Here is a 25,616-nt window from a genome sequence, read left to right as displayed (position 1 = left end):
GACGAGCTCGAACCGGAAGCGCGCTGAGCCGAACGCGTCGCAGTGTAACCAGCGAGGGACAGGGCGTCGACGAACGGCCCTCCTCAGCGGACACTACCGAAACCGCCCAACTGTGGGGAGAACGGCCCTCATTGACAAGCGGAACCCGTGAAGTTGTCATGAACGAGCGCCGGGACCGACGTGGCGCCGCCGCGCCGCCAGAGTACGGGACACGGCAGGAGAAGGCGGATCGAGGATCGCGGGCCTGCGTGCTCCCACGGCGAACCGGCCGGTGCCACTCATCGGGCTCGACGTGAGAGGGACGAGAAGCGAGGCCGAGCCGCAGCTGTCTTCTTGGGCAGGGCGGTTGCCGCCAGTGTCGCGGCACACCCCAGGACGGCGTCGGCGGCGACGAACACGGCGAAGGTCGCGGGTGTCCGTACGGTCCCCGCCTGATCGGCGGCCCGGTCGTTGACCGCCAGCAGGAGCGCGCCGGCGAGGGCGAGTCCGAACACACCGCCGAGCTGCCGGAGCATCTGGCGGAGGACGGAGGCGTCGCCTCTCGATGCCTCGGGCACCGTGTTCATCATGTGGGCGCTGAGCGCGGGAATGGGCGCACCCATGCCGAGTCCCGAAAGAACCATGGCGGTCACCATCCACGGATAGGTGCCGAACGGAAGAAGCGACGTCCAGGCGACCGTACCCGCGGTCGCCGCGAACAGCCCGCCGACGACGGGCACCCGGATCGACTGCCAATGGTCCAGCACGAAGCCGGACATGAAGGTGCCAAGGGCCAGCGAGACCACGAACGGCAGGAGCGCGAGGCCGGAGCCGAGCACCGACATCTGCAACTGCTGCCTCAGATAGACCGTGCCATGGACGAGGACGGGGAACTGGGCCGCTTGCACCAGGAAGGTGATCACCACCGCCACCGTGTAGGGGCGAATGCGAAACAGACGCAGCTGGAGCAGGGGGAGCGGGGCCACCAGCACGGCCCGGACCGAGACGATCAGAAGCGCCGCGCCCACACTGAGGACGCCGATACCGGCCAGGCCCCACACACTGCTTTCGTAGACGCCGAGTACGACCAGTGAGAGCGCCGGCAGGACCAGCAGCGATTGCAGGACGGGCAGGGGCTTGCGCGACACCCTTCTCGGCACGCGCGCCCTGCCGACCACCCACAGGGTCAGGACACCGCCGGGCAGATTGACCAGGAACACCGACCGCCAGCCGAGGAACTGGGTCAGCAGCGCCCCGGTGACCGGGCCCATGACGAAGAAGACCTGCGCCACGCCGGCGTACGTCGTCAGGGCCCGTCCCCGGTGGTGGCTGTCGTACACATCGCTGATGACGGTGGTGGCGACGGGCAGCATGAGGGCCGCTCCGGCACCCTGCATCGCTCTGGCCGCGAGCACGAACGCCTCGGCGCCGCTTCCCGCCGGTGTCACGCCGCACAGTGCGGAGGAGAGCGAGAAGACCACCACTCCGGTCCGGAACGTCGGCACGAGTCCGTACCGGCGCGCGGTCATCGCGCCTATGGGCACGAACGACGCCAGGGACAGTACGTAGACCAGCACGACCCAGTGCATGACGACGGTCGTCATACCGATGTCCTGCGCCATCGGGTCGAGGGCCACGGCAACGACGGACTGGTCCAACATGACCATGCCTCCGGCGCATCCCATGGCCAGGAGCACGAGCCTCCTGCGCACGGGTGGCCGGTCCACCGTCGATCCCATGAGCCGTCCCTCGCCCTCCGACGCGCCACTGCCCGGCAACCGGCTGCCCTGGGAGGACCCTCTTCGCCCCGCGTTCCGACGGCTGGCCGCCGCACGGGGACGTCAAGGAGTACGGCCTGGTGCCGTTCCCGGCAGGCGTGGCATGACCTGACCTGGCCTGGTTCCCGGCGAAGATCTTCTCCCAAGGGGCGTCCTCTGTGGTGGGAGGCGCTTGCCGGCAGTTCTCACCCGGCGGGCGGCGTCCGGCTGACCCGGCAGGGCGCTGCGGTGCCGCTCCACCAACCCTTTGCCCTCCAGCGCGTCGACGAGCGCGACCATTGTCGTGCGGTCCACGCCGAGCCGCCGGGCGGCCTGAAGTTGCGACAGCGGGCGGCCTGCCGCCAGCACCGCGAGCACCGCCAACTCCCGTGCGTCCAGCCCGAACGGGGCCAGTGCGGGCCACCCCGTGCGCAGCGAGTCCGCAGCCTGACCGCGCCGGCGAAGTCCCCCGTCGGGGAGGCGGCAGCCGGAAACGGAGCCCGTGCGAAAACCCGTTGGCGGACCACGGCCGCCGCTGTTAGCCTCCTGGAGGCCGTGCGAGAGAACGAGGAGGTGGTACCCGTGAACACAGTATCGACATGGGTGCTCCCCTCCGGGGTCACGGTCGGGCGATAGGTCGTCCGGGAGCGCCGTTCATGAGCACTCCCGAAAGGCACGACCATGCGATTCACTTCCGAGCAGCACCTCGACGACGGCGTCCTGGAACGCGAATTCACCCTCGGCGAGATCCCCGGCACCCTGTGGACGCCCGTTTCCGCACCTGCGCCGCTGATCCTGATCGGCCACAACGGCGGCTTGCACAGGCGGGAATCCCGTCTGGTGGCCCGCGCCCGGCAGTCCGCGGCGTACGGCTACGCGGTGGCCGCCATCGACCACCCCGGCCACGGTGACCGGCCCCGTTCCACCGCCGATGAGCAGGCCCGCGCCGAACTCCGCCGGGCGATGCAGGCCGGCGAGCCGGTCGACGAGATCTTCGAGTCCTTCGTCGCCCCGCTGGTCGAAAAAGCGGTCCCGGAATGGCGAACCACCCTGGACGCCCTCCTGTCGCTGCCCGAGATCGGCGGCCCGGTCGGGTACTCGGGGATGACCGCCATCGGCATTCGGCTGGCGGTGGCCGAACCGCGCATCGCGGCCGCGGGCTTCTTCGCCGGGGGATACGTGCCCCGCGCCCAGCGCGAGGAAGCCCGGCAGATCACCGTTCCGCTGCTGTTCCTGCTGCAGTGGGACGACGAGGGGAACCCCCGGCAACGGGCGCTGGACCTGTTCGACGCCTTCGGCAGCAAGGAGAAGACACTGCACGCCAATCTGGGCGGGCACGCCGGTACCCCGTGGTTCGAGGTGGACGACGGGGACCGGTTCTTCGGCCGGCACCTGAAGTGATGCCGGGCCGTCAGGCCGGCGGCCGGCAGTAGGAACGCATCGCGGACGGCGCCGGTTCGAGAGCGTCAGGTGTCGATCCCCTGCGGATACCTGAAGAAGTCGGCCGGATCGTACGTCCGCTTCACCCTGACCAGCCGGTCGTAGTTCGCACCGTAATAAGCCCGCTGCCAGTCCTTCAGGGTCGGATCCGGGAAGTTCTGGTACGACTGCCCAGGAGGCGTGTTCCCGAAAATGTCGTTGTAGAAATCACGGAGCCAGCGCACGTTCGCGGTCTCGACGCGGGGCGGATCGTAGTCCGCCCACGAAGTCTCGGCAGCGAAGATGAAAACGGCGTTCCGGTGCACGAACGCGCTCGCGTCCGGCGGCACCTGGTTGATCTCGCCGCCCAGGGCGAACATCGCGAACCCGGCCCCGTCCTCGTTGCCGCTGCCGGGCCACTCCAGCAGTTGCTCGGCAGCGGCACCGACCTGCTCGTCGGTCAGGAGCGTCCGGGACGTGAGAACCGCCGACTTGGCGGCGAACCGGTCCACCGGAGTGGTGGCGCTCAGCAGCACACTCGCCTGACCGGGAGTGACCTCGCGGACGGACGCGCGGTTGCGGGCACGCTCCTCGGCCGTGCCGATGGCGAGCAGCGGAGCCAGGACGGCGCGCAACTCATCGAGGGGGCCGTAGTACTGGCCGATGGCGTTGACGTTGGCGTTGGCGCGGATCTGGTCCCTGGCGAGTCCGTGGGTGCCGATGCCGACGCGCAGGTGGAATCGCTTGTCGTCCAGGGCGTTCACGGCGATCCGCTGCGCGGTGGCGATCACCGGTACGACGGAGTCCAGGCTCCAGCGCAACTGGTAGAAGCCCACGTCGCCCTGGAACTGCTCGTACTGGAAGGTGAAGGAGGTGTTGACGCCGAAATTGTTGCCCGCCCCGCCGCGGCAGCCCCAGAACAGGTCGGAATGGGAGTCCTGACCGGCCTCCACCACACGGCCGTCGGCGAGAACCACGGTCGTCGAGACCAGCCGGTCACAGGTCAGGCCGAACATCTTGTCACTGAAGCCGATACCGCCGCCGAGCACCAGTCCGGCCACCCCGACCGTGGGGCAGCGGCCGGTCGGCACGAAAATCCCCTGGTCCTCCAGCAGTGGGTGCAGGTCGCCATTGGTGACCCCGGCTCCCACGGTGACGGTACCCGCGTCATGGGTGACCTCGATCGGCCCGTAGGTCCGGGTCCGGGTCCGGGAGCCGCGCGTCGGGGTGACGGCGATGCTCTTCATCCGGGCCATGTTGAGCAGCAGGCCTGTGGTGCTGGAGTACCCGGCGTAGTTGTGGCCCAGCCCCGAGCGGGGCACGGCGGGCAGCCCCACCGCGCGGGCCCAGCGGACCGCCGTGCCCACATCCGCGGTGCTACCGCACGCGACGATTCCAGCGGGGTGGATCCCGGCGTAGCGGTGGTTGAACGGCAGCGCCAGCGGCGGGTAGTTGGAGTCATTGGGCCGGTAGAGGGTGGAACGCGCTGACAACGCGTCGGCCAGCCGCTTCCAGTCCCGGGGACTGACCTGCTCGACCACCTCGGTGGGTGACGCGGCAGCGGCCGGTGTCGGCAACCCCACCAACCCGGTCCCCACAGCACCCAGTGCGCCGGCCCGCACTACGTCCCGTCTGTTGATCACAGTGGCTACCCCTCACGAGACGCCCCGGAGGCGCGCTCGCCTCCCTGTGAAGTCAATCGATCGCCGGCCGGCACAGACCCACAACAGGCTCCGCCCACAGCCCCGCAACTCCAAAGAGTGCCCGTCGTACCGCCGGATGGGCCGCACGACGAGCGCGTCGGATCGAGCGGGGGTAGTGCGCGGCGGGCATCACCTGCCTCGGCGTGCCTCTCGGCCTCGTGCGTGATGCGACATGATCAAATGGGGCATGGCATCGTCCTGGACCGGTAGGCAGGTACGCCTGCGCGCCATCGAACCCGACGACTGGGCGGCGTTCAAGGGCTTCGCCGACGAGGTCGGGCGGCGGGGGAGCCGGCTGGATCTGCCGCGGTCCGCCGAGAGCTACCGTGCCTGGGCGAAGGAGCAAGCCGTCGCCCGGTGCGACGACGACCGCTTCCGGCTGGCAGTCGAAACGACGGCCACGGGGGAGCTGGTGGGCACAGTCGGCACACATCGCACCGGCCCTCGTTCGGGCTGGTTCGAGTTCGACATCGCGATCGGCGCCGACCACCGGCGCAAGGGCTACGCGACAGAAGCGCTGGTGCTGCTGCTGCGCTTCATGTTCGCCGAGCGGCGCTATCACAAATGCCTGGCAGCGGTCTTCGCCCACAACGAGGCGTCGTTGGCGCTGATGCGTCGGGTCGGCTTCACCGAGGAGGGGCGCTTGCGGGAGCACGTCTTCTTCGCAGGCCGGTACCACGATCTCGTCCTGATGGGCATGCTCGCCGACGAGTTCGACGAGCGACACACGATGAGCGGACCCTGAGACCGGTCGGTCGAGCGCAGGGCGTCCCTCAGCCGCGCACGGTGGCCCGCAGGCGCAGGCCGGCAGTGGCGAGACCTTCGAAGGTGGCGACCTGATAGCTGGGTTCCGGACCGGGCGGCTCGCTCAAGTGGTGACGGCCGGCGGTATGCGCAGTCAGGAGCGTCAGCATGGCCATGGCCAGAGCGGCTCCTTCGCAGCCATGGGGCCCGGTGCCGAAGGAGAGGAAGGCCCCGGGCTTCGCCGGCGAGCCCGAATCGTCCAGCCAGCGTTCGGGCTGGAACCGGTCCGGCTCGGAGTGCTCCCGTGCGTCGCGGTGTGCCGTGTAGGGGCAGACGAGCACGGTCGATCCGGCGTCGATGGTGTAGTCGGCGAGCTGAGTCCGCCGCGGGGCGCGCCGGGTCAGCAGCCAGCTCGGGGGGTACAGCCGGAGCACCTCGTGTATCAGCGCCTGGGTGTATTGCAGGCCGTCGAGGTGGGCGCTGGTCGTCGCGGCCGGGTCCGCGGGCAACAGGGCGGCTTCGGCCGCGACGCGGGCCGCTGCCTGGGGGTGCCGGGCCAGATGGAGCAGGATCCATCCGGCTGCCCGGGAGGGAGTCTCGAAGGTCGCGACGGTGATGCCGGGGAGAGTGTCGAGGACGGCCTCGTCCGGCAGCGGGCCGTATCGGGAGGACGGCCGGAGCAACTGCCCCAGCATGTCGTCGCCGAGCCGGCCGGACGAACGGCGTCGCTGGACGATGGGCCGCAAGGCGTCGGTGAAGGCGACTTGCTGCCGCGTGCGGAACCGCCGTGCCGGTGTGGGAACCCAGCGCGGCCACACCCAGCGCGAGGGGCGCACGAGCACCTCCCGGGCCAGGAAGAGCTGTGAGGCGAAGGGCAGCAGGGCGGGAGCGTCTTCGGAGAAGAGGTAGCTCACGCCGATCTCTTCCAGGGCTTGCCGGACCAGGGGCAGAATCTCGACGTCCTGCCCAGTGGGCCACTGGTCGGCGAATTGAACGGCCCTGGGCGCGATCTCACCGATCCGGGCCGCGACCGCCTGCGCGCGTAGTCCGCGCATGCGGGCGGCGTGAGCGTGCGCGCGCTCCTCAGGAGTCGGTGCTCCGCTCGACCGCTTCAGCGGCGGGAAAAGGGGCGAGGGTGCCTTGGGAAAGTCGTGTGAGCGGCGCAGGACCGCTTCACACGGCCCGGCCGCAGCGGCTACGTAGACACCCGGTTCCAGCTGCCAGACGTCCCCGCACTCCTCGGCGCCACGGCGTGCCACGGCCAGCCGGTCGCGGCTCCAGGCCGCGAAGCTGCCGTCGGGCAACCGAGGGGGCTCATTCGTCCGGCCCATGGGATCGTCCATGGCTCTCGTACCTGTCCAGGCCGATGTCGTCGACAGTCCGGCGGGGAGCCGGTGGCCGCCGGAGCGCCCACCGGCAGTGCGGTCGGACTCAGTCGTCGCCCGCGTACGCATCCCATTCGTGGGCCCCGTACGCACCGTAGTGGCGGCTGAAGGACAGCCTGCTGAGCAGCTTGGCGATCATGGTGCACTCCTCTCACCTGTCTTCAGCACCAGATACCACATAGGCCATATTGCCACATATGTCCTATGTGTGATATGCGGGCAAGGTCGCGCGGGCGGTCGGTGCGCGCGCCGTCCGGTACCCCGGGAGACGTGGCGCACGAGCGGCTCGCCATGATCGACCAGGGCGCGACGCCCCTCTAGGGCGACCGGCACATGATCGACGATGACCTCACCCTGACGCCGACGGCGTCGATCCCGCCCGGCACCGCGGCCGAGATCCCCGCCCTCCGGGGGTCAGTCACGGGGCAGGAGAAGACGGGACAGGGCGGCCGTGGCGAGGAGGAGGGCGGCGACCGTGAGGAGCCCGATGCGCATGCCCGGCAGGGAGAACCCTCCGCCCGGGCCGGAGAGCAGGCTGCCGAAGAGGGCGACGGCAAGCGCGCCGCCCGTCTGGCGGAACGAGTTGAGCAGCCCCGAGGCGGTCCCCGCGCGCTCTCCCGGGACGGCGTCCATCAGCAGCGCGGTCAGTGCGGGCACCACGAGCGCCCCGCCGATGCTCAGCGGCAGCAGCAGGACCAGCACCAGCCACACCGGGGTGTGCGCGGCCAGCGGCAGCATGGCCAGCATCGCGCCGGTGAAGATCAGCTGGCCGGCGACGATCACCGGTCGCTGCCCGATCCGCTCCGCCAGCCGCGGCGACACCAGGTTGGTCGACGTCACCACCGCCGACATGGGGACGAACATCAGCCCGGCCGCGATCCCTGACATCCCGCGCAGCTGCTGGTAGTACAACCCCAGGAGGAAGATCCCGCCGTAGAAAGCGGCGTTGACGGCGAAACCGACCGCCAGCGGGACGGCCACCCGGCGGTCACCCAGCATGGCCAGCGGGACCATGGGCTGGCGGTGCCGGGCCTCCACCACGCGGAAGGCGCACCCGGAGGCGACGGCGAGCGCGGCGGCGGCCAGCACGGGGCCGCTGGTCCAGCCCAGGTGACCGCCCTCGATCACCGCGAAGGCCAGCCCGGCCAGGGCCAATACGGCGGTGAGCTGACCGCCGCCGTCCACCGCGGCGGGCCGGCGTGCGGAGCGCGGCACCCGTACCAGCAGGCTCATGATCACCGCGCCCACCGGGAGGTTGAGCAGGAAGACCGCCCGCCACCCGGCCGTCTCGGTGAGCAGCCCGCCCAGTACCGGGCCCGCGGCCATCGCCAGCGAACCGCCGACCGTCCACAGCGCGATGGCTCGGGCACGCGCCCGGGCGTCGTCGTAGGCCTGCCGGATCAGGGCGAGCGAGGCCGGCATCACGACGGCGGCAGCGCCGCCCTGCGCCACACGTGCGCCGATCAGCACGCCGATGCCGGGCGCCAGCGCGCAGCCGAGGGAGGCGAGGGTGAACAGGGCCACGCCCCAGGCGTAGGCGCGGCGCGCGCCCGCACGGTCGGCGAGGGCGCCTGCCGACAGCATCAGGGCCGCGAACATCAGGGTGTACGCGTCCACCACCCACTGCAGTCCGGTCATCCCGCCGCTGAGGGACGTGCCTATCGCGGGCAGCGCGATGTTCACGGCCGAGACGTCGATGGTGATCACCGTGAAGCCGAGCAGAGAGGCGACCAGCGCTACGCCGCCGCGGCGCGGCACGGTGGGGGCGTCGGCGGGCGGTGCGGCTGGTCGGGACCGGTGTGGCTGTCGTCGTCGCAGCGTGGACGACGGCGACTGCCGACCGTGTCCCTGGGGCAGCGTGGTGGGGGCGGACGTGGAAGAGGCAGGGGTGGACGGCATGTCGAACTCCTCTGAACGCATTGGCCGTTGCTTGCCGAACTGGGCGGGCGGGCGGCGCCGGCTCGCCGGGGACGCGGTCCTGTGCCTCGCACTCCCTGGGCCCCGGTGGCCGGGCCGCCCGCTGCGGGAACAACTCTCCGCCCTCACACGGCCATCTGGCAGACCGGGCTGTTCCCGGGGTGCGGCGTTCCAGGCCCTGACAGGGCCCCCCACGTTCCCGTTCCACCTGACAGAATGGGCCGAATGGCAGCAGCAGACGTACGGGGCACCGAGCTCGGCAGATATCTGAAGGCCCGCAGGGCGCAGGTCCGCCCGGAGGACGTCGGCCTGCCGGCCGGTGCGGGACTGCGCCGTACTCCCGGGCTGCGCAGGGAAGAGTTGGCCGCGCTGGCCGGAGTGAGCGTCGACTACTACATCCGCCTGGAGCGCGGCCGGGAGACCAACCCCTCGCCCGCCGTCGTGGACGCCCTCGGCCGTGCCCTGCGGCTGCGCGGTGATGCCTATGAACGCCTGCACGAGCTCGTGGAGTTGGCCTCCGGCCGGGTCGGTGAACTGCCCGCTTCCTCCGACCACGCCGTCCGCGACTCGGTGCTGCTGATGCTGGAGTCGGTACGTCCGCTCCCCGCCTACGTGGTGAGCCGCTACAACCGCGTACTGGCCGCGAACCCGCCCGGCCGGCGACTGCTGCCCGGGCTCTGGGACTGGCCCCAGGAACAGCGCAACCTGACCCGCTACGTCTTCCTCCACCCGGTCGGCCGCACGCTCTACCAGCCGTGGGAGGAGACGGTCGCGCTGTCGGTGGCGCATCTGCGGGCGGTCGCCGGAGCCGATCCCGACGACCCCGAGCTGACCGCTCTGGTCGGGGAACTGGTGCTGAAGTCACCGGAGTTCGCGCGGCTCTGGGAGCGGTACGACGTCTGCGAACGCGGTGGCGGACAGAAGTGCTTCCGGCATCCGAAGGTCGGGCCGATGACCCTGACCTACGAGGTCATGCGACTGGCCCGGACGGGCGGCCAGCGGATGGTGGTCTACCAGGCGGCCCCCGGCAGCCCGGACGAGACGGCCATGCGCCGTCTGGACTCCGCGGACGCCCGACCGGAGTCGGGGCCCTCGGATCATCCGGAACCGGCCGCCGGCCCCTGCTCCGCCCAGCTGCTCTCCCGGGCCCACGCCTCCGCCCGCTGAGCCTGCTGCCCGGTCCACCCCTGGGGCGGTGGACCGGGTTTTCCTCGTGTCCGGGCCCGCGCCGCATGTGCGGCGCGTGTGATCCGGCGGATCGCCCGGACTCGGCGGATGATGCGCCGGACGCTCAGGAGACGTTGGCGCGGATCGGGTCGCCGAAGAGGTCTTCGGTGTACGTGACGTACTTCGGGGTGAAGGCACCCTTGCCGGTGACGGTGCCGGTGATGTTCTCGCCCGGGGCCAGGTCGACGGTGTCGATCTGCTTGTCGTCGACGCCCAGTTCGGCCGTGTGCTTGGTGCCGGCGGTGTCGGTGACGGCGAAGTACAGCGGGTTGACGCTGAGCTTCTTGTCGCTGTGGTTGGCGATCGTGACCGCGACGCTGGTGTAGTTGCTGCTGTCGGCGAGGATGGTCTTGGAGAAGGCGGTCTTCTTGGCCGTGATCTCCACGGGGGCCGCCTTCGTGTCCGCCGGCTCGGAGTCGTCGGAGGTCTCGTTCTCCTTCGATGCCGCCGCGGTGGGAGCACTGCCCTTCGTGGAAATGGCCTTGTCGTGCGACTTGCTGCCACCGCTGCCGGTGGCCGCGCCGACGATGCCGATCACGACGAAGAGGGCTATGACGCCGAGGCAGCCGAACCCGATGATCTTTCCTTTGGACTTCTTCGGCGGCTGCGGCGGAGCGCCCCAGGCGCCCTGAGGGCCGCCCCAGCCGGGCTGCTGGGGCTGCGGGTACTGCTGCTGGCTCATGGTCTCCCCATGGGGTTGGAGCTGTGTCTTGCGAGTGGGTGACCGGTGAAGGAGTGGTGTGGTTGCGTCACGGATAGTGAACGTAATTTGTTCGTAATTAAACTTTCCCGTGAGGCAAAAGAGTTGACTCCGCGAGCCGTTACCGTGATGTTCTTGCAGGTCATCGAGGGGAAGCGAGATGCGCGGCCGTCACCGCCAGGGCCGCCGCCATGATGCTCAGCTGGGGGTTCACCTGCGGACAGCTGGGGAGTGCGGAGGCGTCCGCGATCAGCACGCCCTGTACTCCGCGGAGCCGGCCCGCAGGATCGGCCGGGAAACGCTGGGAGTCCGCGCCCGCGGCGATCGTGCCCGTGGGGTGATAGGCCGACAGGTGCAGCTGCCGTACGGTCGTCCGGGCGAGAACGGCGTCCAGTTGTGGCAGGTCGCGAACCCGCGGGGTGTGAGGAACGCCGGTGAGTACCTCTTCGGCGCCCGCGGCGAAGAGCAGCTCGCCCATCGCGCGGACGGCCCTCACCAGACGGTCGCCGTCGCGCGGGTCCACGTCGTAGCGGATCAGCGTGCGGTCACGGCCCAGGACACGCCCGGAGGGCCGGTCGGCGATCATCGCGCCGAGCGTGGCGAGCCGGTCGGCGCCCTCCAGTTCTCGCCGTAGCTCCGCGCCCAGCCCAGGCAGCACGAACGAGCCCATGCCGGGCGGCGTGGCGGTGGCCTCGATGAGGATCCCCGCGCCGTGGTGCTCCTCCACACCGACGCTCTGCAACACCCCCTTCCAGGCGGTGACCGGCCGCGCGAAGCGTCCGGCGACGCTGGTGGCCGGGTGCACACTGAGGTTGCGGCCGAGGCGTGGATGCCGGCCGAGCCCGGAACGGCGCAGCAGCGGTGGTGACTGCAGCGCACCGGCCGCCACGACGACCAGAGGGGCGAGTATTTCCGCCCCGCCGTCCTTCCCGTACAAGCGCACCCCTGCCGCCCGCGGGCCTCCGGGCCGGTCCGCGTCGACGAGGACGCGTTCGACCCGTGCCCCCGTCACGATGCCGGCCCCTGCGGCGCAGGCATCGGGCAGCACCGAGAGCTGCACGCTCTGCTTGGCGCCGGTGGGGCAGCCCACGACACACTGGCAGGAGCCCCGGCAGCCGGGTGCGTTACGGCGCAGGGGAGAGGCCTGCCAACCCAGTTCCCGGGCGCCGGCGAGCGCCAGACGACCGTTGTCGCCGAGCACGTCGACGGGCTGGGTGGCCACCTGCAAGGTGCGCTCGGCCTCGTCCAGGTACGGGCCGAAGCCGTCGGCGAGGCTGAAACCGAAGTCTCCGCTCCAGCGGGCGAGGACGTGCACCGGAGTCCGGTAGCACGTACCGGAGTTGACGACCGTGGTACCACCGACGGCCCGTCCTGTCGGCAGCAGCAGAGGCGGGTTGCCGACGGCGACCGACGCCCCTCCGTCCCGGTACAGCTCGGTGAACCGGTCGAGAGGCGTGCGCCGGCCGAACGCCTCGGTGCCGTGGTGGTGTCCCTCTTCCAGGACGACGACGTCGAGTCCCGCCCGGGCCAGCGTCCGTGCCGCCATCGCCCCGCCCGCCCCCGAGCCGATGACCACGGCGTCGGCCGTGGAACGAGCGGGCCAGTCGGTCAGGGGCGTCACGTTCAGCGGCGGATCCCGACGCGTGAGGACCGGCGCCACGGGGCCGTCCTGAAGCATCCGCTCCGTACCGGCCGCCAGGAGGACAGGTACCTTCAGTACGTCCAGCAGAGGCAGCAGTGCGGGACGCGCGGCCAGTCCGCGCAACACCGACTCCTTTTCCCCCGGGCCGAGTTCACCGAGAGAGCGTCCGGTACGTGCGCGAGCGTAGGCATCCACGCCGGACGCCGCCGCCCGCAGGCCGACGCGGGCGGCGAGCGGCATCGCGGCGAGGACCGTCTCCAGACGGGCGGGGACCCGGCGGGGCCAGTCAGTGGTGCCGTCGTCCGCGATGAAGGCGGACACGAGACCGGCGAGGCTCATCGCGTGCCCACCTCCGCGTGGGCCGTGCCGTCGAGCGTCCATTCCGCCTCCGGGCGCCAGCCGCCGAACCACCACCGCTCCAGCAGGACGTGCACGTCGGCGCGCTCGCTGTTGCGGCACGTCGCCTGCCGGCCGTCGGGATCGGTGTAGTCCAGGGCGAGCGTGCGGTCGGCGGGCTGCGTCACCTCGACACGGATCCGGCGCAGGCCCGCACGGCCGGTGACCTCCCACGTGGGCAGGCCGATACGGGCGCGGAAGCGCCCCGCTCCGGCCCAGCCGACGGCCGACCGTTCCGGACGGCGCGGCCAGCGGCGGCCGTTGTGACGCAGCCGGAGAAAGACCAGGGGCGGAAGCCTGCGCAGCCCCGGACGCATGGACACCGCCGCGACGATCTCCAGGACGTCGCCCGCGCCGAGGTCGGCGTGCAGCCAGGCCCACCGGCGGGCATTGCCGTGACCGTAGATCCGGGCCGACGCACCCGGCGCCGTGGACAGCGTCAGCGTCGTGCCGTCGTAGCGGAACGTCCCGTCATAGCCGGCCCGCGCGGCGGGCAGCATCTGGGCGGCCGGCAGCAGCGACCGGTTCCACGACCAGCGGGGGAAGGTGAACAGGGGCCCTGCCATGGGCCGTTCCGTGAGGTCCCAGCGCAGGGCGCCGTCCGCAGCGGACCCCGTCAGGCGGCCGGGGCGGACCGTGACCCCGTCGGCGCTGAAACCGGACTTCGCGTCAGTCCACCGAGCAGGTCCGAACCGGGCGTGCCGCACGGGGCCGTCCTGCGGGAAGACCGCCGCCCAGCCGTGTGCGTACGGCTCGGAACCGTCTGCCGGAGCGACCAGTTCGTGATGCAGCCACAGCCCGCTGCCGGTGTGCGGATCGGTGATCGTGGTGTACCAGACCTCGGTGCGGCCCCGCTCGCCACGCCAGCGGGGCGCCAGGAGCACAGCGGGATCCTCCCGCCGGGGGAAGCGGAAACTGGTGAGGAAGGGCAGGAGCTGGGTGGTGAGGGGGAAGCGGAGGGTGCCGGTGCCGATCTGCACCGCGTCTTCGAAGACGGTGTACGGCAAGACGGTCATCGAGGCGACGGGCCTGCGTGGGGTGACGGACTTCCAGCCGTCGAGGGTGAGCTGTCGGCCGTCGACGGTGAAGGCGATCCGATAGCGGATACGGCGGCGCGTGAGCGGCGAGATCTCCAACTCGCCCCGCGCTCCGGGGTCGTCGGCCCAGCCCGCGACCCGTATCCGGCCGGTGGCACGGGCATGGGTGGTACCGAGGAGCCGCAGAACGCGGTCCGCCGAAACGGTCAGGTCAAGACGGACCGGACGGTCGTGTCCCTCGCCGTCGAGCCTGAGCGTGCCGACCATCGTCTCGGTGAAGCGGGTGCCACGGACGGATGAGCCACTGCCGCGCCCGCCGTCACTGCTGCTGCCGCTCCGTGACGTGCGTGCGGTCGGGTCCGCGCTCATCGGGGCTCCTTCGTGAGGAAGCCGCTCCGCCTTCTGGAGGGAAGGGCGTTGTCGGTGGCGGCGGGTACGTTGATCGCATGCATCTGCGGTATTCCTTCCGGATCGAGCCGACGCCGGGTCAGCGCATCGCGCTGGCCCGTACGTTCGGCTGCGCACGGGTGGTCTACAACGATGCGCTCGCCTTGAGGAAGGCCGCCTGGCAGGCGGACAAGTCCCGTATCCCGACCGGGGCTCTGGCCCGGCGGGTAATCACGGAGGCGAAGCGGACCCCGGAGCGGGCATGGCTCGCCGAGGTGTCCGTGGACGCGTTGCAGTCCTCCCTGCGCGATCTGGACATGGCGTACGCGAACTTCTTCGCTTCGGTGACCGGCAAACGCCCCGGCCGCCGTATGGGGCTGCCCGTGTTCAAGAAGAAGTCCGACGCCCGTCAGTCGGTCCGGTTCTCGAAGAACGGGTTCCGGCTGCGGGACAACGGCCGGCTGAACCTGGCGAAGATCGGTGACGTGCGCGTGCGCTGGTCGCGCCCGCTGCCCTCGGCGCCCTCGTCGGCGACCGTGATCAAGGACGGTGTCGGCCGGTACTTCGCGAGCTTCGTCGTGGACGTCGACCCCGAGACGCTCCCCCCGGTCGAGGCCGAGGTCGGCATCGACCTGGGCCTGACCCACTACGCCGTCCTGTCCAACGGACAGGTGATCGACAATCCACGGTTCCTGCGCCGCGCCGAGCGGCGGCTGCGAAAGGCTCAGCAGACCTTGAGCCGCAAAGCCAAGGGGTCGCAGAACCGGGCGAAGGCCCGGATCAAGGTCGCCCGTGCCCATGCGCGGGTGGCTGACGCGCGCCGGGACTGGTGCCACCAGCAGGCTTCGAGGCTGGTCCGCGACAACCAAGCGGTCTATCTCGAAGACCTGGCGGTCTCCGGCCTTGCGCGTACCCGCCTGGCCAAATCCGTCCACGATGCGGCATGGGGCATGTTCCGCCGCGTGCTGGAGGAGAAGGCTGCGAGGTACGGCCGGTACGTTGGCGTGGTGTCGCGGTGGCTGCCTTCGTCCCAGACCTGCCACGTGTGCTGGGTCGTGAACGGGAAGAAGCCGCTGCACGTGCGGTTCTGGCGGTGCGAGGGCTGCGGTACCGAGCATGATCGTGACCTCAATGCGTCGCGAGTGATCCTCGCCGCCGGGCAGGCGGAGAGGCTAAACGCCCCTGGAGGGCCGGCAAGACCCGGAGCGGCGATCCCGCGCCAGGCACGGCCCGTTGAACGGGGAACCCACCCGAAGGCCTGGCCGGTCACCACCGGCAGGCAGGCGGGAATCCCCGTCCTTTAGGGCGGGGAGGGTGTCAAGCGAGTGCCTCCAGCATGATGCGTTCGGTCGTCGTCAGATACCGCTCGGCCGCCTGCCGGGCGCCCGCCTCGTCACCGGCCGCCACCGCTTCGACCACCGGCTCCAGGCGTCCGTGAGCCGCCCCGGCGTCCTCGAAGGGTGCCCTGAGCGCCGCGCGCACCGGCAGATAGGCGTTGAACAGGGTGTTGGTCAGCAGGACGTAGACCCGGTTGCCCGTGGCGCGGGCGAGGGCGCGGTGGACCTCGATGTCCGCGAGCTGCACGGCGTCCGCGTCCGCCGCGTCCGCCACGGCCGTCAACAGCGTGCGGAGCTCGGCACGCTGACGGCCGGTGGCGCGGGCCGCGGCACGCTGCGCGATCAACGCACCGATGTGGCGCCGCACTTCGAAGACCTCACCCATCCAGTCGGGGCTGTGCCGCACCAGCATCGGCAGCAGGTCGGCGCCGCCCAGGCGCAGATAGTCCCGGACGCGGGTGCCGACTCCGTGCCGTGTCTCCAGCAGCCCGGCCTGCGCAAGGCGCCCGAAGGCGTGCTTGAGGGTGGTGCGGGTGACGCCGTAGCCGTCGGCGAGCGTGCGCTCCGGCGGCAGGTAGCTGCCGGCCGGGTGGTGTCCGGCGAGTATGTCCTCGCGCAGCCGGCCCTCCAGGACGTCGACGATGGTCTCCCGGGGCAGTGCCTCCCCGCAGTCCTCCCAGTGGCTCAGTGGATGAGCCACTCAACCAGCCGTCGCCGTCAGGCGTCAATGGGCATGACAATCCGGGCCCGAAGGTGCATGGCCGACCGGAGGGCTTGCTCGGTGTTGTCGCGGTCGGTGTCCGCGACCTGGGTCGTAGCAGCGCTCCTCCCGCAGGGGGAGGGCGATCGGGCGGGCGGTCGATGCCTCGCTGGCGCGGCCGGTGCGACGCTCGCTGCATGACCAAGGGCGGACGGACATCAAGGACTCGATGGCGCACGTGGTCGCAGGCGTGGCCTCGCCGGGTGGGTGTGGTGTCGGTGTTCTGGGCGGTGGCGTACGCCTCCTTCGGCCTCGCCTGTGCGCTGAGCGGGACGCCGCTGTTCGGTGGCGACGGCCGGGTGTCCTGCGCACTCGACCGGGCGGCCGTGGCGGTGGGCGCGCTGACGGCGCTCGTCTGCGGGGCGGTGCTGCGGTACGGGCTGCGGCCGATCCTGCGAGTACTGCTGTGGCTGGGCTGCGCACTGACTGCCGTCGCCGCGTTCAGCCTGCTCATGGACGTGATCACGCTCGTGTTCGGCGAAGGCGTGGACGACTGGGCAGCCGCCGCGAACCGCACGCTGGCCGGCGTGGGGGCCGTGCTGCTCGCGGCAACCGCCCGCTCCGACCGTCGTCCGACCAGAGGGTCCGCCGCGCCGGCACCGTCCAGTGCCCCCGCCCGGGTCCAGCTCGCGTCGTGCGCGGGGACGGTGGCATTCCTTCCGTACGCCGCGATGAAGTTGATCTGGGCATGCGGAGGCACGTTCGCCGGGATGGGCAAGGAGGAGATGCTCGCGATCTCCGAGCGCAACGGTGCTTCGGGCGTCTGGCTCGCTCTGGAATCCTGGGGCCTGGACGCCACCGTATTGCTGGCCGCACTCGGTGTCTTCCTGCTGTGGGGCCTGGTCCGCCCCTGGGGCCAGGTGTTCCCGCGCTGGGCGCCGCTCCTGCACGGCCGACGCGTGCCGCGCTGGCTGCCACTGACCCCGTCCCTGATCGGTGCCGCCACGCTCGCTCCCTACGGCGTGCTCGGACTCGCCTACTGCGCCCTGGCCACAGCGGGCGTGACGACGATGCGCAAGGGCGACTTTCACACCTCGGGGGACGCTCTCCTGGTCAGCTGGCCCGGCATGATCGCGTTCGCCGTCCATGGCGTCGCACTGACGGTCGCCGCCCGCTCGTACTGGCTTCGAACCCGTCCGATCGGCCCGCTGCCCGGTCACACGGGGTGACTGCCGACGAGCCGCGCATGTCGACCGCGCCGACTTGAGGCCCTGCTTCAGGCCCGGTCCGTGGCGGGCTCGGTCGCGTAGCGGCGCATCGCGTCGATGGTGGCCCGTGGAGTCAGCGGCCGGCCGTCGGCGAGCGCGTCCTGGAGGTCCCGGAAGTACTGCACGTACAGATCGGGGGTGAACGTGCTGAGCATGGTGGCGGGTTGGTCGGTCAGGTTGGCGAAGGTGTGCGGGGTACCGGGCGGAACCATCACGAGGGTGCCCGCGGCGGCGTCGTAGGCCTCGTCCCCGACGGTGAACCGCACGGTGCCGGAGAGGACGTAGAAGCCCTCGTCGTGTCGGCCGTGGCGGTGCTGCGGCGGTCCCTGGGTGTGCGGGGCGAGGACGGACTCGGCGATCGCGAGGCGGTGCCCGGTGTGGCTGCCGTCCTCCAGGACCCGCATGCGGGTGGTGCCCAGAACGATCGTCTCGCCGTCGCCGGGACCCACCACCGATACCGCCGGGTCGGCCTGTGGCTGGTTGTTCTTGGCTTCTTCGGTCATGCTCCGAGTGCACCGCCGGGGCCCGGCCGGTGTCCAGGACCCATCCCGCAGCGCCGATACCTCGTGGGTATCGTTGCAGCGTGGAGTTACGGACCTTGCGCTACTTCGTGGCGGTCGCCGAGGAGTCCCACTTCGGCCGGGCCGCCACCCGACTGCACATGAGCCAGCCGCCGCTGAGCCGGGCGATCAAGCGGTTGGAGGCCGATGTCGGGGCCCTGCTGTTCGTCCGCTCGGCCGCCGGCGTCACGCTCACCGCGGTGGGCACGGTGCTGCTCGACGAGGCGCGGGCCCTGCTCGACCATGCCGACCGCGTCCGGGTACGCGTGAGCGCGGCGGCCGGCGTCGCCACCCTCACCGTCGGCATCCTGGGTGACGGCGGCGACCCGGGAGTGACCAGGCTGGCCGCTGCCTACCGTCGGCGCCACCCCGGTATCGAGATCCGCATCCGCGTCGCCGATCTGACCGACCCGACGTGCGGGGTGCGCTCCGGACTGGTCGACGTCGCCCTGACCCGAGCGCCGTTGGACGAGACCGCCCTGGCGCTGCGTGTGCTGCGGACCGATCCGGTCGGCGTGGTCCTGCGCGCCGACGATCCGCTGGCCCGCCGCGACCGGCTGCGGCTGGCCGACCTGAGCGACCGCCGCTGGTTTCGGTTCCCGCAAGGGACCGATCCCGTCTGGCAGTCGTACTGGAACGGCGGCAGGCCGCGCGAGGGCCCGGTGGTGCGTGCCGTCCATGAATGTCTGCAGGCCGTGCTGTGGAACGGCACGGTCGGCCTTGCACCGCTTCGACACGACCTGCCCGCGGAGTTGGCCGTGGTACCGCTGATCGACATGGCACCGAGCAGAGTGGTGGCGGTGTGGAACGAAGGTGACACCAACCCGTTGCTCCGGTCCTTCATCGAGATCGCGACAGCCGCGTACCGTCACTGAGTTCCGCCTTCTCGGAGTCAGGGCCGGCGGGCGTGGTCGGGGAAGCCTCAACGATTAGGCATTCAACCTTCCTTCCCGCCACCGGGTCTCAAGATGCCGTCGGGCAGCCGGTCGCCTAGCGTGGTCATGAAGAGTGCGTCCAGGGTGTTCCTCTCCCCTTCCGTGGAGCTCGGCGGACCGTCCCTCACCGCGCGAATCACCACACTCCAGGAGACATCATGGCCACGGCCTCCAGTCGTCCTGTCTCGGTATACGTCCTCGCCGGAATCAGACTTCTCAACGGAGCCACCGGTCTGCTCGCGCCGGAGCTGCTCATCCGAAGGTTCGATCCCGACCGCGACCCACCGAGCCCGGCGGCCGTCTACGCCTTCCGCCTCTTCGGCATCCGCACGGTCCTGCTGGGCCTCGAGCTGCTGACCCACGACGGTGAACGGCTGCGCGAGGATCTGCGCGAGGCCATCCTGATCCACGGCAGTGACACCGCGACGGCGGCCACGGTCGGCCTGCAGGGGCATGCACCGCGGCGCACCGCGGTACTGACCACCCTCATCTCGGCCGTCAACACCGCCCTCTCCGTCAGCGCCACCGCCTCCCTCGCCAACTCCACGAAGAAGAAGCCGAGATGACGGCGGCGTCCGGGGCCGTTCCTCCCACCGAGACGGGTTTCGACTACGTCGTCGTCGGCGCCGGCGCGGGCGGCGGTCCGCTGGCCGCCGCTCTCGCCGCCGCGGGCATGCGCACCCTGCTGCTGGACGCCGGCGGTGCCGAGGACAACGACAGCTACCTGGTCCCCGCGTTCCACGCCGACGCCTCGGAGGACCCGGCGCAGTGCTGGAACTACTTCGTCCGGCACTACGCCGACGACCGGCAGCAACGGCGCGACGGCAAGTTCGTACCGGGCAAGGGCGTCCTCTACCCGCGCGCTGGGACCATCGGCGGGTGCACCGCACACCATGCTCTGATCACCGTCTATCCGTACAACCGCGACTGGGACGCCATCGCGGCGGAGACCGGCGACGCCACCTGGCACAGCACGGCCATGCGCCGGTACTTCGAGCGACTGGAGCGCTGCACCTACCTGCCCAGACCCAAGCGTCCGCCCCGCAACCCGCTCCTGGCCGCGGTGCTCCGGAGCCTGCCCCTCCTGGCCGACCGGTACCGCAACGACGCCCGGCACGGATTCGACGGCTGGCTGCCCACGGCGCTGGCCGACCCCCGACTCGCCGTACAGGACCCGCAGTTGCTGAAGGTCATCCTCTCCGCCGCCGAGGACACGCTCGTCGGCTTCCTCGGCCGGCCCCTGTCCCCCCTGGAGGGGATCGACTCCCTCGTCGACCCGAACGACTGGCGGGTGCAGACCGAGGCGCTGCAAGGGCTGTGGCAGATCCCGATCTCCACGGCAGACGGCCGCCGCAGCGCCGTACGCGAACACGTCCGGGCCGTACAGCGCGATCATCCGGACCACCTGGTCGTCCGTACCCACGCGCTGGCCGCCCGGATCGTACTGGACGAGGGACGCACGGCGACCGGCGTCGACTACGTGGACGAGGCGCACGCCTACCGGGCCGATCCCGGCGCTCGGCCGGCCTCCGGACCGCCGGTGCTGCGCCGGGCCCTCGCCTCACGTGAGGTGATCCTGGCGGCCGGAGCCTTCAACACGCCCCAGCTGCTGATGCTCTCGGGCATCGGCCCGCCCGAGGAACTGGGGCGCCACGGCATCCCCGTGCGCGTCGGACTGCACGGGGTGGGCGCGCATCTGCAGGACCGGTACGAAGTCGGTGTGGTCAACCAGATGGACCGCGAGTTCCCGCTCATCGAGGAGTGCGACTTCCACGCTCCGCGGCCGGGTACCGAACCGGACCGCTGCTACCGGGCGTGGCAGGAGGGCAAGGGTCTCTACACCACCAACGGCGCCGTGCTCGGCATCACCCGCAAGTCCCGCCCGGACCTGGACGCCCCCGACCTGTTCATCTTCGGCGGCCCCTTCGACTTCAGGGGATACCGCCCCGGCTACTCCCTCGACCTCACACACCACAAGGACCGCTTCACCTGGGCCATCCTCAAGAGCCGCACCCACAACACCGGAGGCCGGGTCCGGCTGCGCTCCACGGACCCGCGCGACACCCCACTGATCGACTTCCACTACTTCACCGAGGGCACGGACAAGGAGGGCCTGGACCTCGAAGCGATGGCCGACGCCGTCGAGTTCGTCCGCGGGATGAACCGCAGGGCCGGCTCCGTGATCCGCAAGGAGCTGTGGCCCGGCGACGAGGTCGACGACCGCAACGCCGTCCGCCGGTTCGTGCAGGACGAGGCCTGGGGCCACCATGCGTCGTGCACCTGCCGGATGGGACGCCCCGACGATCCCTCGGCGGTGGTCGACAGCGCGTTCCGGGTTCTCGGGGTGGACCGGCTGCGGATCGTGGACGCCTCGATCTTCCCCCGCATTCCGGGCTTCTTCGTCGCCGCCCCGATTTACATGATCAGCGAGAAGGCGAGCGACGTGATCCTCGCGGACGCTTCCCGCTCCTGACCACCCACGACCTCGGCATCACCCGACCCAGACATCACCTGACCCAGACATCACCCGACCCCGGCATCACCGAACAAAACCATCAGGAGCCATCCAAGGAGCATCGCGATGAGCACGCACCGACACGCCCCACGGCGCCCTGCGGCCGGATACCGCACGTCACTGCCCTGGCGGATCATCACCGCTGCCGCCCAGTACATCGACCGCAGGGTCGGCTGGGACAAACTGCCCGTCGCGGCAGGCCTGCTCACGCTCTTCGGGCTGCGCGTCAGGCTCCGGCAGAAGAACCTCTACGACACCGGCCGGCTGCCCGCGGTCAACCAGCCCGAACCCGCCCCCGGATCCGCGAGCCACGAGGTCAACCGGACCGCCGACGGCAGCCACAACGACCTCGGCGAGCCCAGCATGGGCATGGCCGGCACCCGCTTCGGCCGGAACATCCCGCTGGAGGCCATCGCCCCGACGACTCCCGAGGACGTCCTCGCCGCGCCCAGCCCGCGCGAGGTCAGCCGCGCCCTGCTCACCCGCGACGAGCTCATCCCCGCCGAGTCCGTCAATTCGCTGGTCGCCGCCTGGCTCCAGTTCATGATCCGGGACTGGTTCAGCCACGGCACGAGCCCCGCGGACCGGCCCTGGGAGGTTTCCCTGCCGGCCGACGACCCCTGGCCGGAGAACCCCATGAAGATCATGCGGACCCCGGACGACCCCACACGCGATCCGCAGGCACCCCCCGGTACGCCCGACACCCGCGTCAACGTGTCCTCCCACTGGTGGGACGCGTCCCAGATCTACGGAAAGAACGAGGCCGAACAGCAGCGGCTGCGCACCGGAGACCTGGGCAAGCTGCATCTGTGGGACGACGAGCAGGCCCCGGTCCCGGCCGACCCGTCCCAGGACCCCACACGCGTTCCCGGCTTCTGGCTGGGCCTCGCCATGATGCAGGACCTGTTCACCCGGGAGCACAACGCGATCTGCGACCACCTCCACGGCGCCAGCCCGTCCTGGAGCGACGAGGAACTGTTCCAGCGTGCCCGGCTCGTCAACTCCGCGCTCCTCGCGAAGATCCACACCGTGGAGTGGACACCGGCCGTGATCAGCCACCCCACGACGGTCAAGGCGCTGCGCGCCAACTGGTGGGGCATCGCCGAGGAGCGCGTCCACGACCTGCTCGGGCGGATCAGCGACAGCGAGGTCATCAGCGGCATCCCCGGTGGCGAGACGGATCACTACGGCGTCCCGTACGCCCTCACCGAGGAGTTCGTCGCGGTGTACCGCATGCACCCGCTGATCCGCGACGACTGGCACCTGCGCGCCGTCGCCGACGACACGACCCTGCGCCACTGCACCCTGCGCGACATCGCCGGCCCGGGAGCGCTGAAGTTCCTGGAGACCACGGAGATGGCCGACCTGCTCTACAGCTTCGGCACGCTGCATCCCGGACTGGTCACCCTGCACAACTTCCCCAAGTTCCTGCAGGAGTTCGAGCGGCCGGACGGACAGCTGCAGGACCTCGCTGCCACCGACATCCTGCGCTCCCGGGAACTGGGAGTGCCCCGGTACAACGAGTTCCGGCGGCTGCTGCGGCTCAAGCCGGCGGAGAGCTTCGCGGAACTGGCGCACGATCCGGCGTGGGCCGGGCGGATCGAGAGGCTCTACGGCGGCGACATCGAGAAGGTCGACCTGATGGTCGGCCTGTACGCCGAGAAACTGCCGGCCGGATTCGCCTTCAGCGACACGGCGTTCCGCATCTTCATCCTCATGGCGTCGCGCCGGCTGAACAGCGACCGGTTCTTCACCACCCACTACACCCCGGAGGTCTACTCCAAGGCCGGGATGGCCTGGATCGACGACAACAGCATGATCACCGTCCTGCTGCGCCACCACCCCGAGTTGCGTACGGCCCTGTCCGGGCTGTCCAACGCCTTCGTACCGTGGCACAGCGCCGCACCGAGGAAGACCTGAGATGCGGACGACCGAACGGACAGGACAGGAGCGCGCACGCCAGGTCGCCGCGGCCGCCGACCGGTACCGCGCGACCAGCGACGAGCGCACGGCCGTGGAACGGCAGCTGGACGCCGGCGTACCGTTTCCCGACTCGCGGCAGGCGCTCGCCGCGCGCGCCAGGCGGCTGCTGGACCGGCACGCGGTGCCGGCCGCCATGGCCGTGGAGGCCGTGCGCGCGGAGCCGCTGACCGCCCCCGACGCCTACGAGCGCATCCTCGGGGTGTCCAAGGACCTGCAGGCGTGGAGCTTCCTGCCGCGTGGTGCGCGGGCGGCGCGAACCGTCGCCCGGATCTCCGTACGGGAGAACGGCAGGGAACTCCCGCTGGGCACCGGCTTCCTGGTGTCGCCGAGCCTGCTGATGACCAACCATCACGTGCTCACCGACGCGGAGACCGCCGGGCGGTGCTTCGTCGAGTTCGACGCCCAGGTCACCGTCGACAACACGCCGCAGGCGTCGGTGCGGCTGGAGCTGGACCCGGACGCGTTCTTCGTGGCCGACGAACGCCTGGACTTCGCCCTGGTACTGGTCGCGCCGGACGCGGGTGGGCGGCCGCCCGGCGAGACGTTCGGCTGGAACCGGCTCAGCGCCCAACCGGGCAAGCTGGTCATCGGCGAGCCGGTCAACGTGATCGGCCATCCGATGGGGCGCCTGAAGGAGATCGCCGTCCGCGACAACCTGCTCCAGGTGCGGCTCGACGACTTCCTCCAGTACCGGACGGACACCGAGCCCGGCAATTCCGGCTCCCCGGTCTTCAACGATCAGTGGGAGGTCGTCGCGCTGCATCACAGCGGAGTGCCGAAGACCGACGACCAGGGGCGTGTCCTTCGCAGTGACGGGCAACTGTGGCAGCCGGGTGACGGCGACGACGCGGTCGACTGGGTCTCCAACGAGGGCGTACGGATCAGCTCCATCCTGCGGCACCTCGCACAGCTGCCACCCGGCACCCCGTCGGGCCCGCTGGCGGACATGGGTGCCGAGTCCGGGCTGGGCCTCGGTCCGGCGGAGTCCGCCGCGCCGGTCCGGGCGCCCGCGGCCGCCGTACCGTCACCGGCCGCCGCGACGGCGGTGAGGCACACGGGCCTGCGTGCCCGGGAGGGCGCGTTCGGCGGTGAGCGCCATCTGGTCTTCCTGCACGGGCGCTCCCAGCAGGGCAAGGACCCGGAAACCCTGCGCCGTGAGTGGACGGCCGGCCTCGACCAGGGGCTCGTCCGTGCCGGACTCCCGCCGATCGACCCGGCCGATGCCTGGTTCCCGTACTACGGCGACCGACTGGTGCAGGCGCTCCCGGCACGGGAGGCCGTCGCACGTGCCACCGGGACCACCGGCCTCTCCCCGGTGGAGGCAGCGGCTCCCGCGTCGCCCACGGCCCGAGCGGTGTACGAGGAGATGATCGGTGAGGCCGCCGTCCGATGGAACGTCCCGCGGGAGAGGCAGCCGGACGCCGAGCGGATCGCGCCGGGGGACGTCGTCGGGCACCTCCACCGGCAGCTGAGCTGGCTGGCCGCCAGGAGCGACCTCGATGCCCTGACCATCGCCCTCGTCCTCCAGGACGTGGCCGCGTACCTCGACGACCGGAACGGCGTCAGGGACGCCGTCCTGGACGGTGTCCTGGAGACGTTCCCGCAGGACGGGGAGGTGATCCTCGTCAGCCACAGCCTCGGCACGGTGGTCGGCATGGACCTCACCACCCGGCTCTCGCCGACCATGCGCACGATCCACCTCACCACGGTGGGCAGCCCGCTGGGACTGGACAGCGTGTACAAGAGGCTGCTCATCGACGGGCCGAAGCGCCCCGACACGGTGACGGACTGGCTGAACGCGTGGTACCCGTCGGACGCGGTCACCATCGGGTGCCCGCTGGCCGACGAATGGGCGGGCACAGTGACCGACGTCGCCGTCGTCAACGCCCGCGACAAGGCCCACAACATCATGGAGTATCTCGCCCACCCCGAGGTCGCCGGCGAGATAGGCGCCCACCTCGAGCCCGGCTGATCGCCGTAGCCGGGAGTCGATCGACCAGGGCTTCGAGGACGACGGGAGCGAGA

At 71.0% G+C, this 25,616-nt stretch carries 20 protein-coding genes; 10 read left to right on the top strand and 10 right to left on the bottom strand.

Going from position 1 to position 25,616, the window contains the following annotated elements; translation table 11 throughout:
- Nucleotides 1-278: 278 nt before the first annotated feature.
- Together AB0N17_RS04530 and AB0N17_RS04525 are read right to left on the bottom strand one after the other, a co-directional pair.
- Nucleotides 279-1,646: an MFS transporter gene (locus AB0N17_RS04530; protein ID WP_366009619.1), complete on the bottom strand. Its 1,368-nt coding sequence runs from the start codon at nucleotides 1,644-1,646 to the stop codon at nucleotides 279-281.
- A gap of 174 nt (nucleotides 1,647-1,820) precedes the next feature.
- Nucleotides 1,821-2,135 carry a MarR family transcriptional regulator gene (locus tag AB0N17_RS04525; RefSeq protein WP_366009928.1) on the bottom strand — a complete coding sequence of 105 codons (315 nt, stop codon included), beginning with the start codon at nucleotides 2,133-2,135 and terminating at the stop codon, nucleotides 1,821-1,823.
- Between the two features lie 282 nt (nucleotides 2,136-2,417).
- On the opposite strand from AB0N17_RS04525, the gene AB0N17_RS04520 reads away from it, so the two are divergent.
- Nucleotides 2,418-3,137 (top strand): alpha/beta hydrolase, encoded by a 720-nt coding sequence (locus AB0N17_RS04520; protein ID WP_366009618.1) that lies wholly within the window; start codon nucleotides 2,418-2,420, stop codon nucleotides 3,135-3,137.
- A gap of 65 nt (nucleotides 3,138-3,202) precedes the next feature.
- Here AB0N17_RS04520 and AB0N17_RS04515 read toward each other — a convergent pair whose 3' ends face one another.
- Nucleotides 3,203-4,738 carry an FAD-binding oxidoreductase gene (locus AB0N17_RS04515; protein WP_366009617.1) on the bottom strand — a complete coding sequence of 512 codons (1,536 nt, stop codon included), beginning with the start codon at nucleotides 4,736-4,738 and terminating at the stop codon, nucleotides 3,203-3,205.
- A gap of 307 nt (nucleotides 4,739-5,045) precedes the next feature.
- On the opposite strand from AB0N17_RS04515, the gene AB0N17_RS04510 reads away from it, so the two are divergent.
- Entirely contained in the window at nucleotides 5,046-5,603 is a 558-nt protein-coding gene (locus tag AB0N17_RS04510; RefSeq protein WP_366009616.1) for a GNAT family protein, read from the top strand.
- 28 nt (nucleotides 5,604-5,631) lie between these two features.
- Here the strand turns inward: AB0N17_RS04510 and AB0N17_RS04505 are convergent, their stop codons facing one another.
- Together AB0N17_RS04505 and AB0N17_RS04500 are read right to left on the bottom strand one after the other, a co-directional pair.
- Nucleotides 5,632-6,657, bottom strand: coding sequence for a cytochrome P450 (locus AB0N17_RS04505; RefSeq protein ID WP_366009615.1), 1,026 nt, complete (start codon nucleotides 6,655-6,657; stop codon nucleotides 5,632-5,634).
- Nucleotides 6,658-7,401: 744 nt separating this feature from the next.
- Nucleotides 7,402-8,886 carry an MFS transporter gene (locus AB0N17_RS04500; RefSeq protein ID WP_366009614.1) on the bottom strand — a complete coding sequence of 495 codons (1,485 nt, stop codon included), beginning with the start codon at nucleotides 8,884-8,886 and terminating at the stop codon, nucleotides 7,402-7,404.
- A gap of 243 nt (nucleotides 8,887-9,129) precedes the next feature.
- Between AB0N17_RS04500 and AB0N17_RS04495 the strand changes: the two genes are divergently transcribed.
- Nucleotides 9,130-10,071, top strand: coding sequence for a helix-turn-helix domain-containing protein (locus tag AB0N17_RS04495; protein WP_366009613.1), 942 nt, complete (start codon nucleotides 9,130-9,132; stop codon nucleotides 10,069-10,071).
- A gap of 124 nt (nucleotides 10,072-10,195) precedes the next feature.
- Here AB0N17_RS04495 and AB0N17_RS04490 read toward each other — a convergent pair whose 3' ends face one another.
- From AB0N17_RS04490 to AB0N17_RS04480, 3 genes are all read right to left on the bottom strand, one after another.
- A complete protein-coding gene (locus tag AB0N17_RS04490) occupies nucleotides 10,196-10,813 on the bottom strand; it encodes a DUF4352 domain-containing protein (RefSeq protein WP_366009612.1) in 618 nt (205 codons plus the stop codon).
- Between the two features lie 160 nt (nucleotides 10,814-10,973).
- Complete coding sequence (locus tag AB0N17_RS04485; protein WP_366009611.1) at nucleotides 10,974-12,812, bottom strand: GMC family oxidoreductase; 1,839 nt, start codon at nucleotides 12,810-12,812, stop codon at nucleotides 10,974-10,976.
- Nucleotides 12,809-14,275, bottom strand: coding sequence for a hypothetical protein (locus tag AB0N17_RS04480; RefSeq protein WP_366009610.1), 1,467 nt, complete (start codon nucleotides 14,273-14,275; stop codon nucleotides 12,809-12,811). The genes AB0N17_RS04485 and AB0N17_RS04480 overlap by 4 nt, the downstream gene beginning before the upstream one ends.
- A gap of 77 nt (nucleotides 14,276-14,352) precedes the next feature.
- Between AB0N17_RS04480 and AB0N17_RS04475 the strand changes: the two genes are divergently transcribed.
- Nucleotides 14,353-15,597 carry a transposase gene (locus AB0N17_RS04475; protein ID WP_366009609.1) on the top strand — a complete coding sequence of 415 codons (1,245 nt, stop codon included), beginning with the start codon at nucleotides 14,353-14,355 and terminating at the stop codon, nucleotides 15,595-15,597.
- A gap of 13 nt (nucleotides 15,598-15,610) precedes the next feature.
- Here the strand turns inward: AB0N17_RS04475 and AB0N17_RS04470 are convergent, their stop codons facing one another.
- On the bottom strand, nucleotides 15,611-16,330 hold the full coding sequence (locus AB0N17_RS04470) for an FCD domain-containing protein (RefSeq protein ID WP_366009608.1): 720 nt from the start codon (nucleotides 16,328-16,330) through the stop codon (nucleotides 15,611-15,613).
- A gap of 272 nt (nucleotides 16,331-16,602) precedes the next feature.
- Between AB0N17_RS04470 and AB0N17_RS04465 the strand changes: the two genes are divergently transcribed.
- Nucleotides 16,603-17,559, top strand: a complete 957-nt coding sequence (locus tag AB0N17_RS04465) for a hypothetical protein (RefSeq protein ID WP_366009607.1) — start codon at nucleotides 16,603-16,605, stop codon at nucleotides 17,557-17,559.
- 47 nt (nucleotides 17,560-17,606) lie between these two features.
- On the opposite strand, the gene AB0N17_RS04460 is transcribed toward AB0N17_RS04465, so the two are convergent.
- Nucleotides 17,607-18,101 (bottom strand): cupin domain-containing protein, encoded by a 495-nt coding sequence (locus tag AB0N17_RS04460; RefSeq protein ID WP_366009606.1) that lies wholly within the window; start codon nucleotides 18,099-18,101, stop codon nucleotides 17,607-17,609.
- 80 nt (nucleotides 18,102-18,181) lie between these two features.
- On the opposite strand from AB0N17_RS04460, the gene AB0N17_RS04455 reads away from it, so the two are divergent.
- The 5 genes from AB0N17_RS04455 (at nucleotide 18,182) to AB0N17_RS04435 (ending at nucleotide 25,563) form a co-directional block, all read left to right on the top strand.
- Nucleotides 18,182-19,033 carry a LysR substrate-binding domain-containing protein gene (locus AB0N17_RS04455; protein ID WP_366009605.1) on the top strand — a complete coding sequence of 284 codons (852 nt, stop codon included), beginning with the start codon at nucleotides 18,182-18,184 and terminating at the stop codon, nucleotides 19,031-19,033.
- A 218-nt stretch (nucleotides 19,034-19,251) separates the two neighbouring features.
- Nucleotides 19,252-19,659 (top strand): hypothetical protein, encoded by a 408-nt coding sequence (locus AB0N17_RS04450; protein ID WP_366009604.1) that lies wholly within the window; start codon nucleotides 19,252-19,254, stop codon nucleotides 19,657-19,659.
- Nucleotides 19,656-21,566, top strand: a complete 1,911-nt coding sequence (locus tag AB0N17_RS04445) for a GMC oxidoreductase (RefSeq protein WP_366009603.1) — start codon at nucleotides 19,656-19,658, stop codon at nucleotides 21,564-21,566. The genes AB0N17_RS04450 and AB0N17_RS04445 overlap by 4 nt, the downstream gene beginning before the upstream one ends.
- Nucleotides 21,567-21,674: 108 nt before the next feature.
- Complete coding sequence (locus AB0N17_RS04440; protein ID WP_366009602.1) at nucleotides 21,675-23,528, top strand: peroxidase family protein; 1,854 nt, start codon at nucleotides 21,675-21,677, stop codon at nucleotides 23,526-23,528.
- Between the two features lies 1 nt (nucleotide 23,529).
- Nucleotides 23,530-25,563 (top strand): serine protease, encoded by a 2,034-nt coding sequence (locus tag AB0N17_RS04435; RefSeq protein ID WP_366009600.1) that lies wholly within the window; start codon nucleotides 23,530-23,532, stop codon nucleotides 25,561-25,563.
- The last annotated feature ends 53 nt before the right edge of the window (nucleotides 25,564-25,616 follow it).

This window comes from Streptomyces sp. NPDC051133, assembly GCF_040682635.1.
Lineage (GTDB): Bacteria > Actinomycetota > Actinomycetes > Streptomycetales > Streptomycetaceae > Streptomyces.
This window is presented reverse-complemented; position numbering and strand designations above follow the sequence as displayed.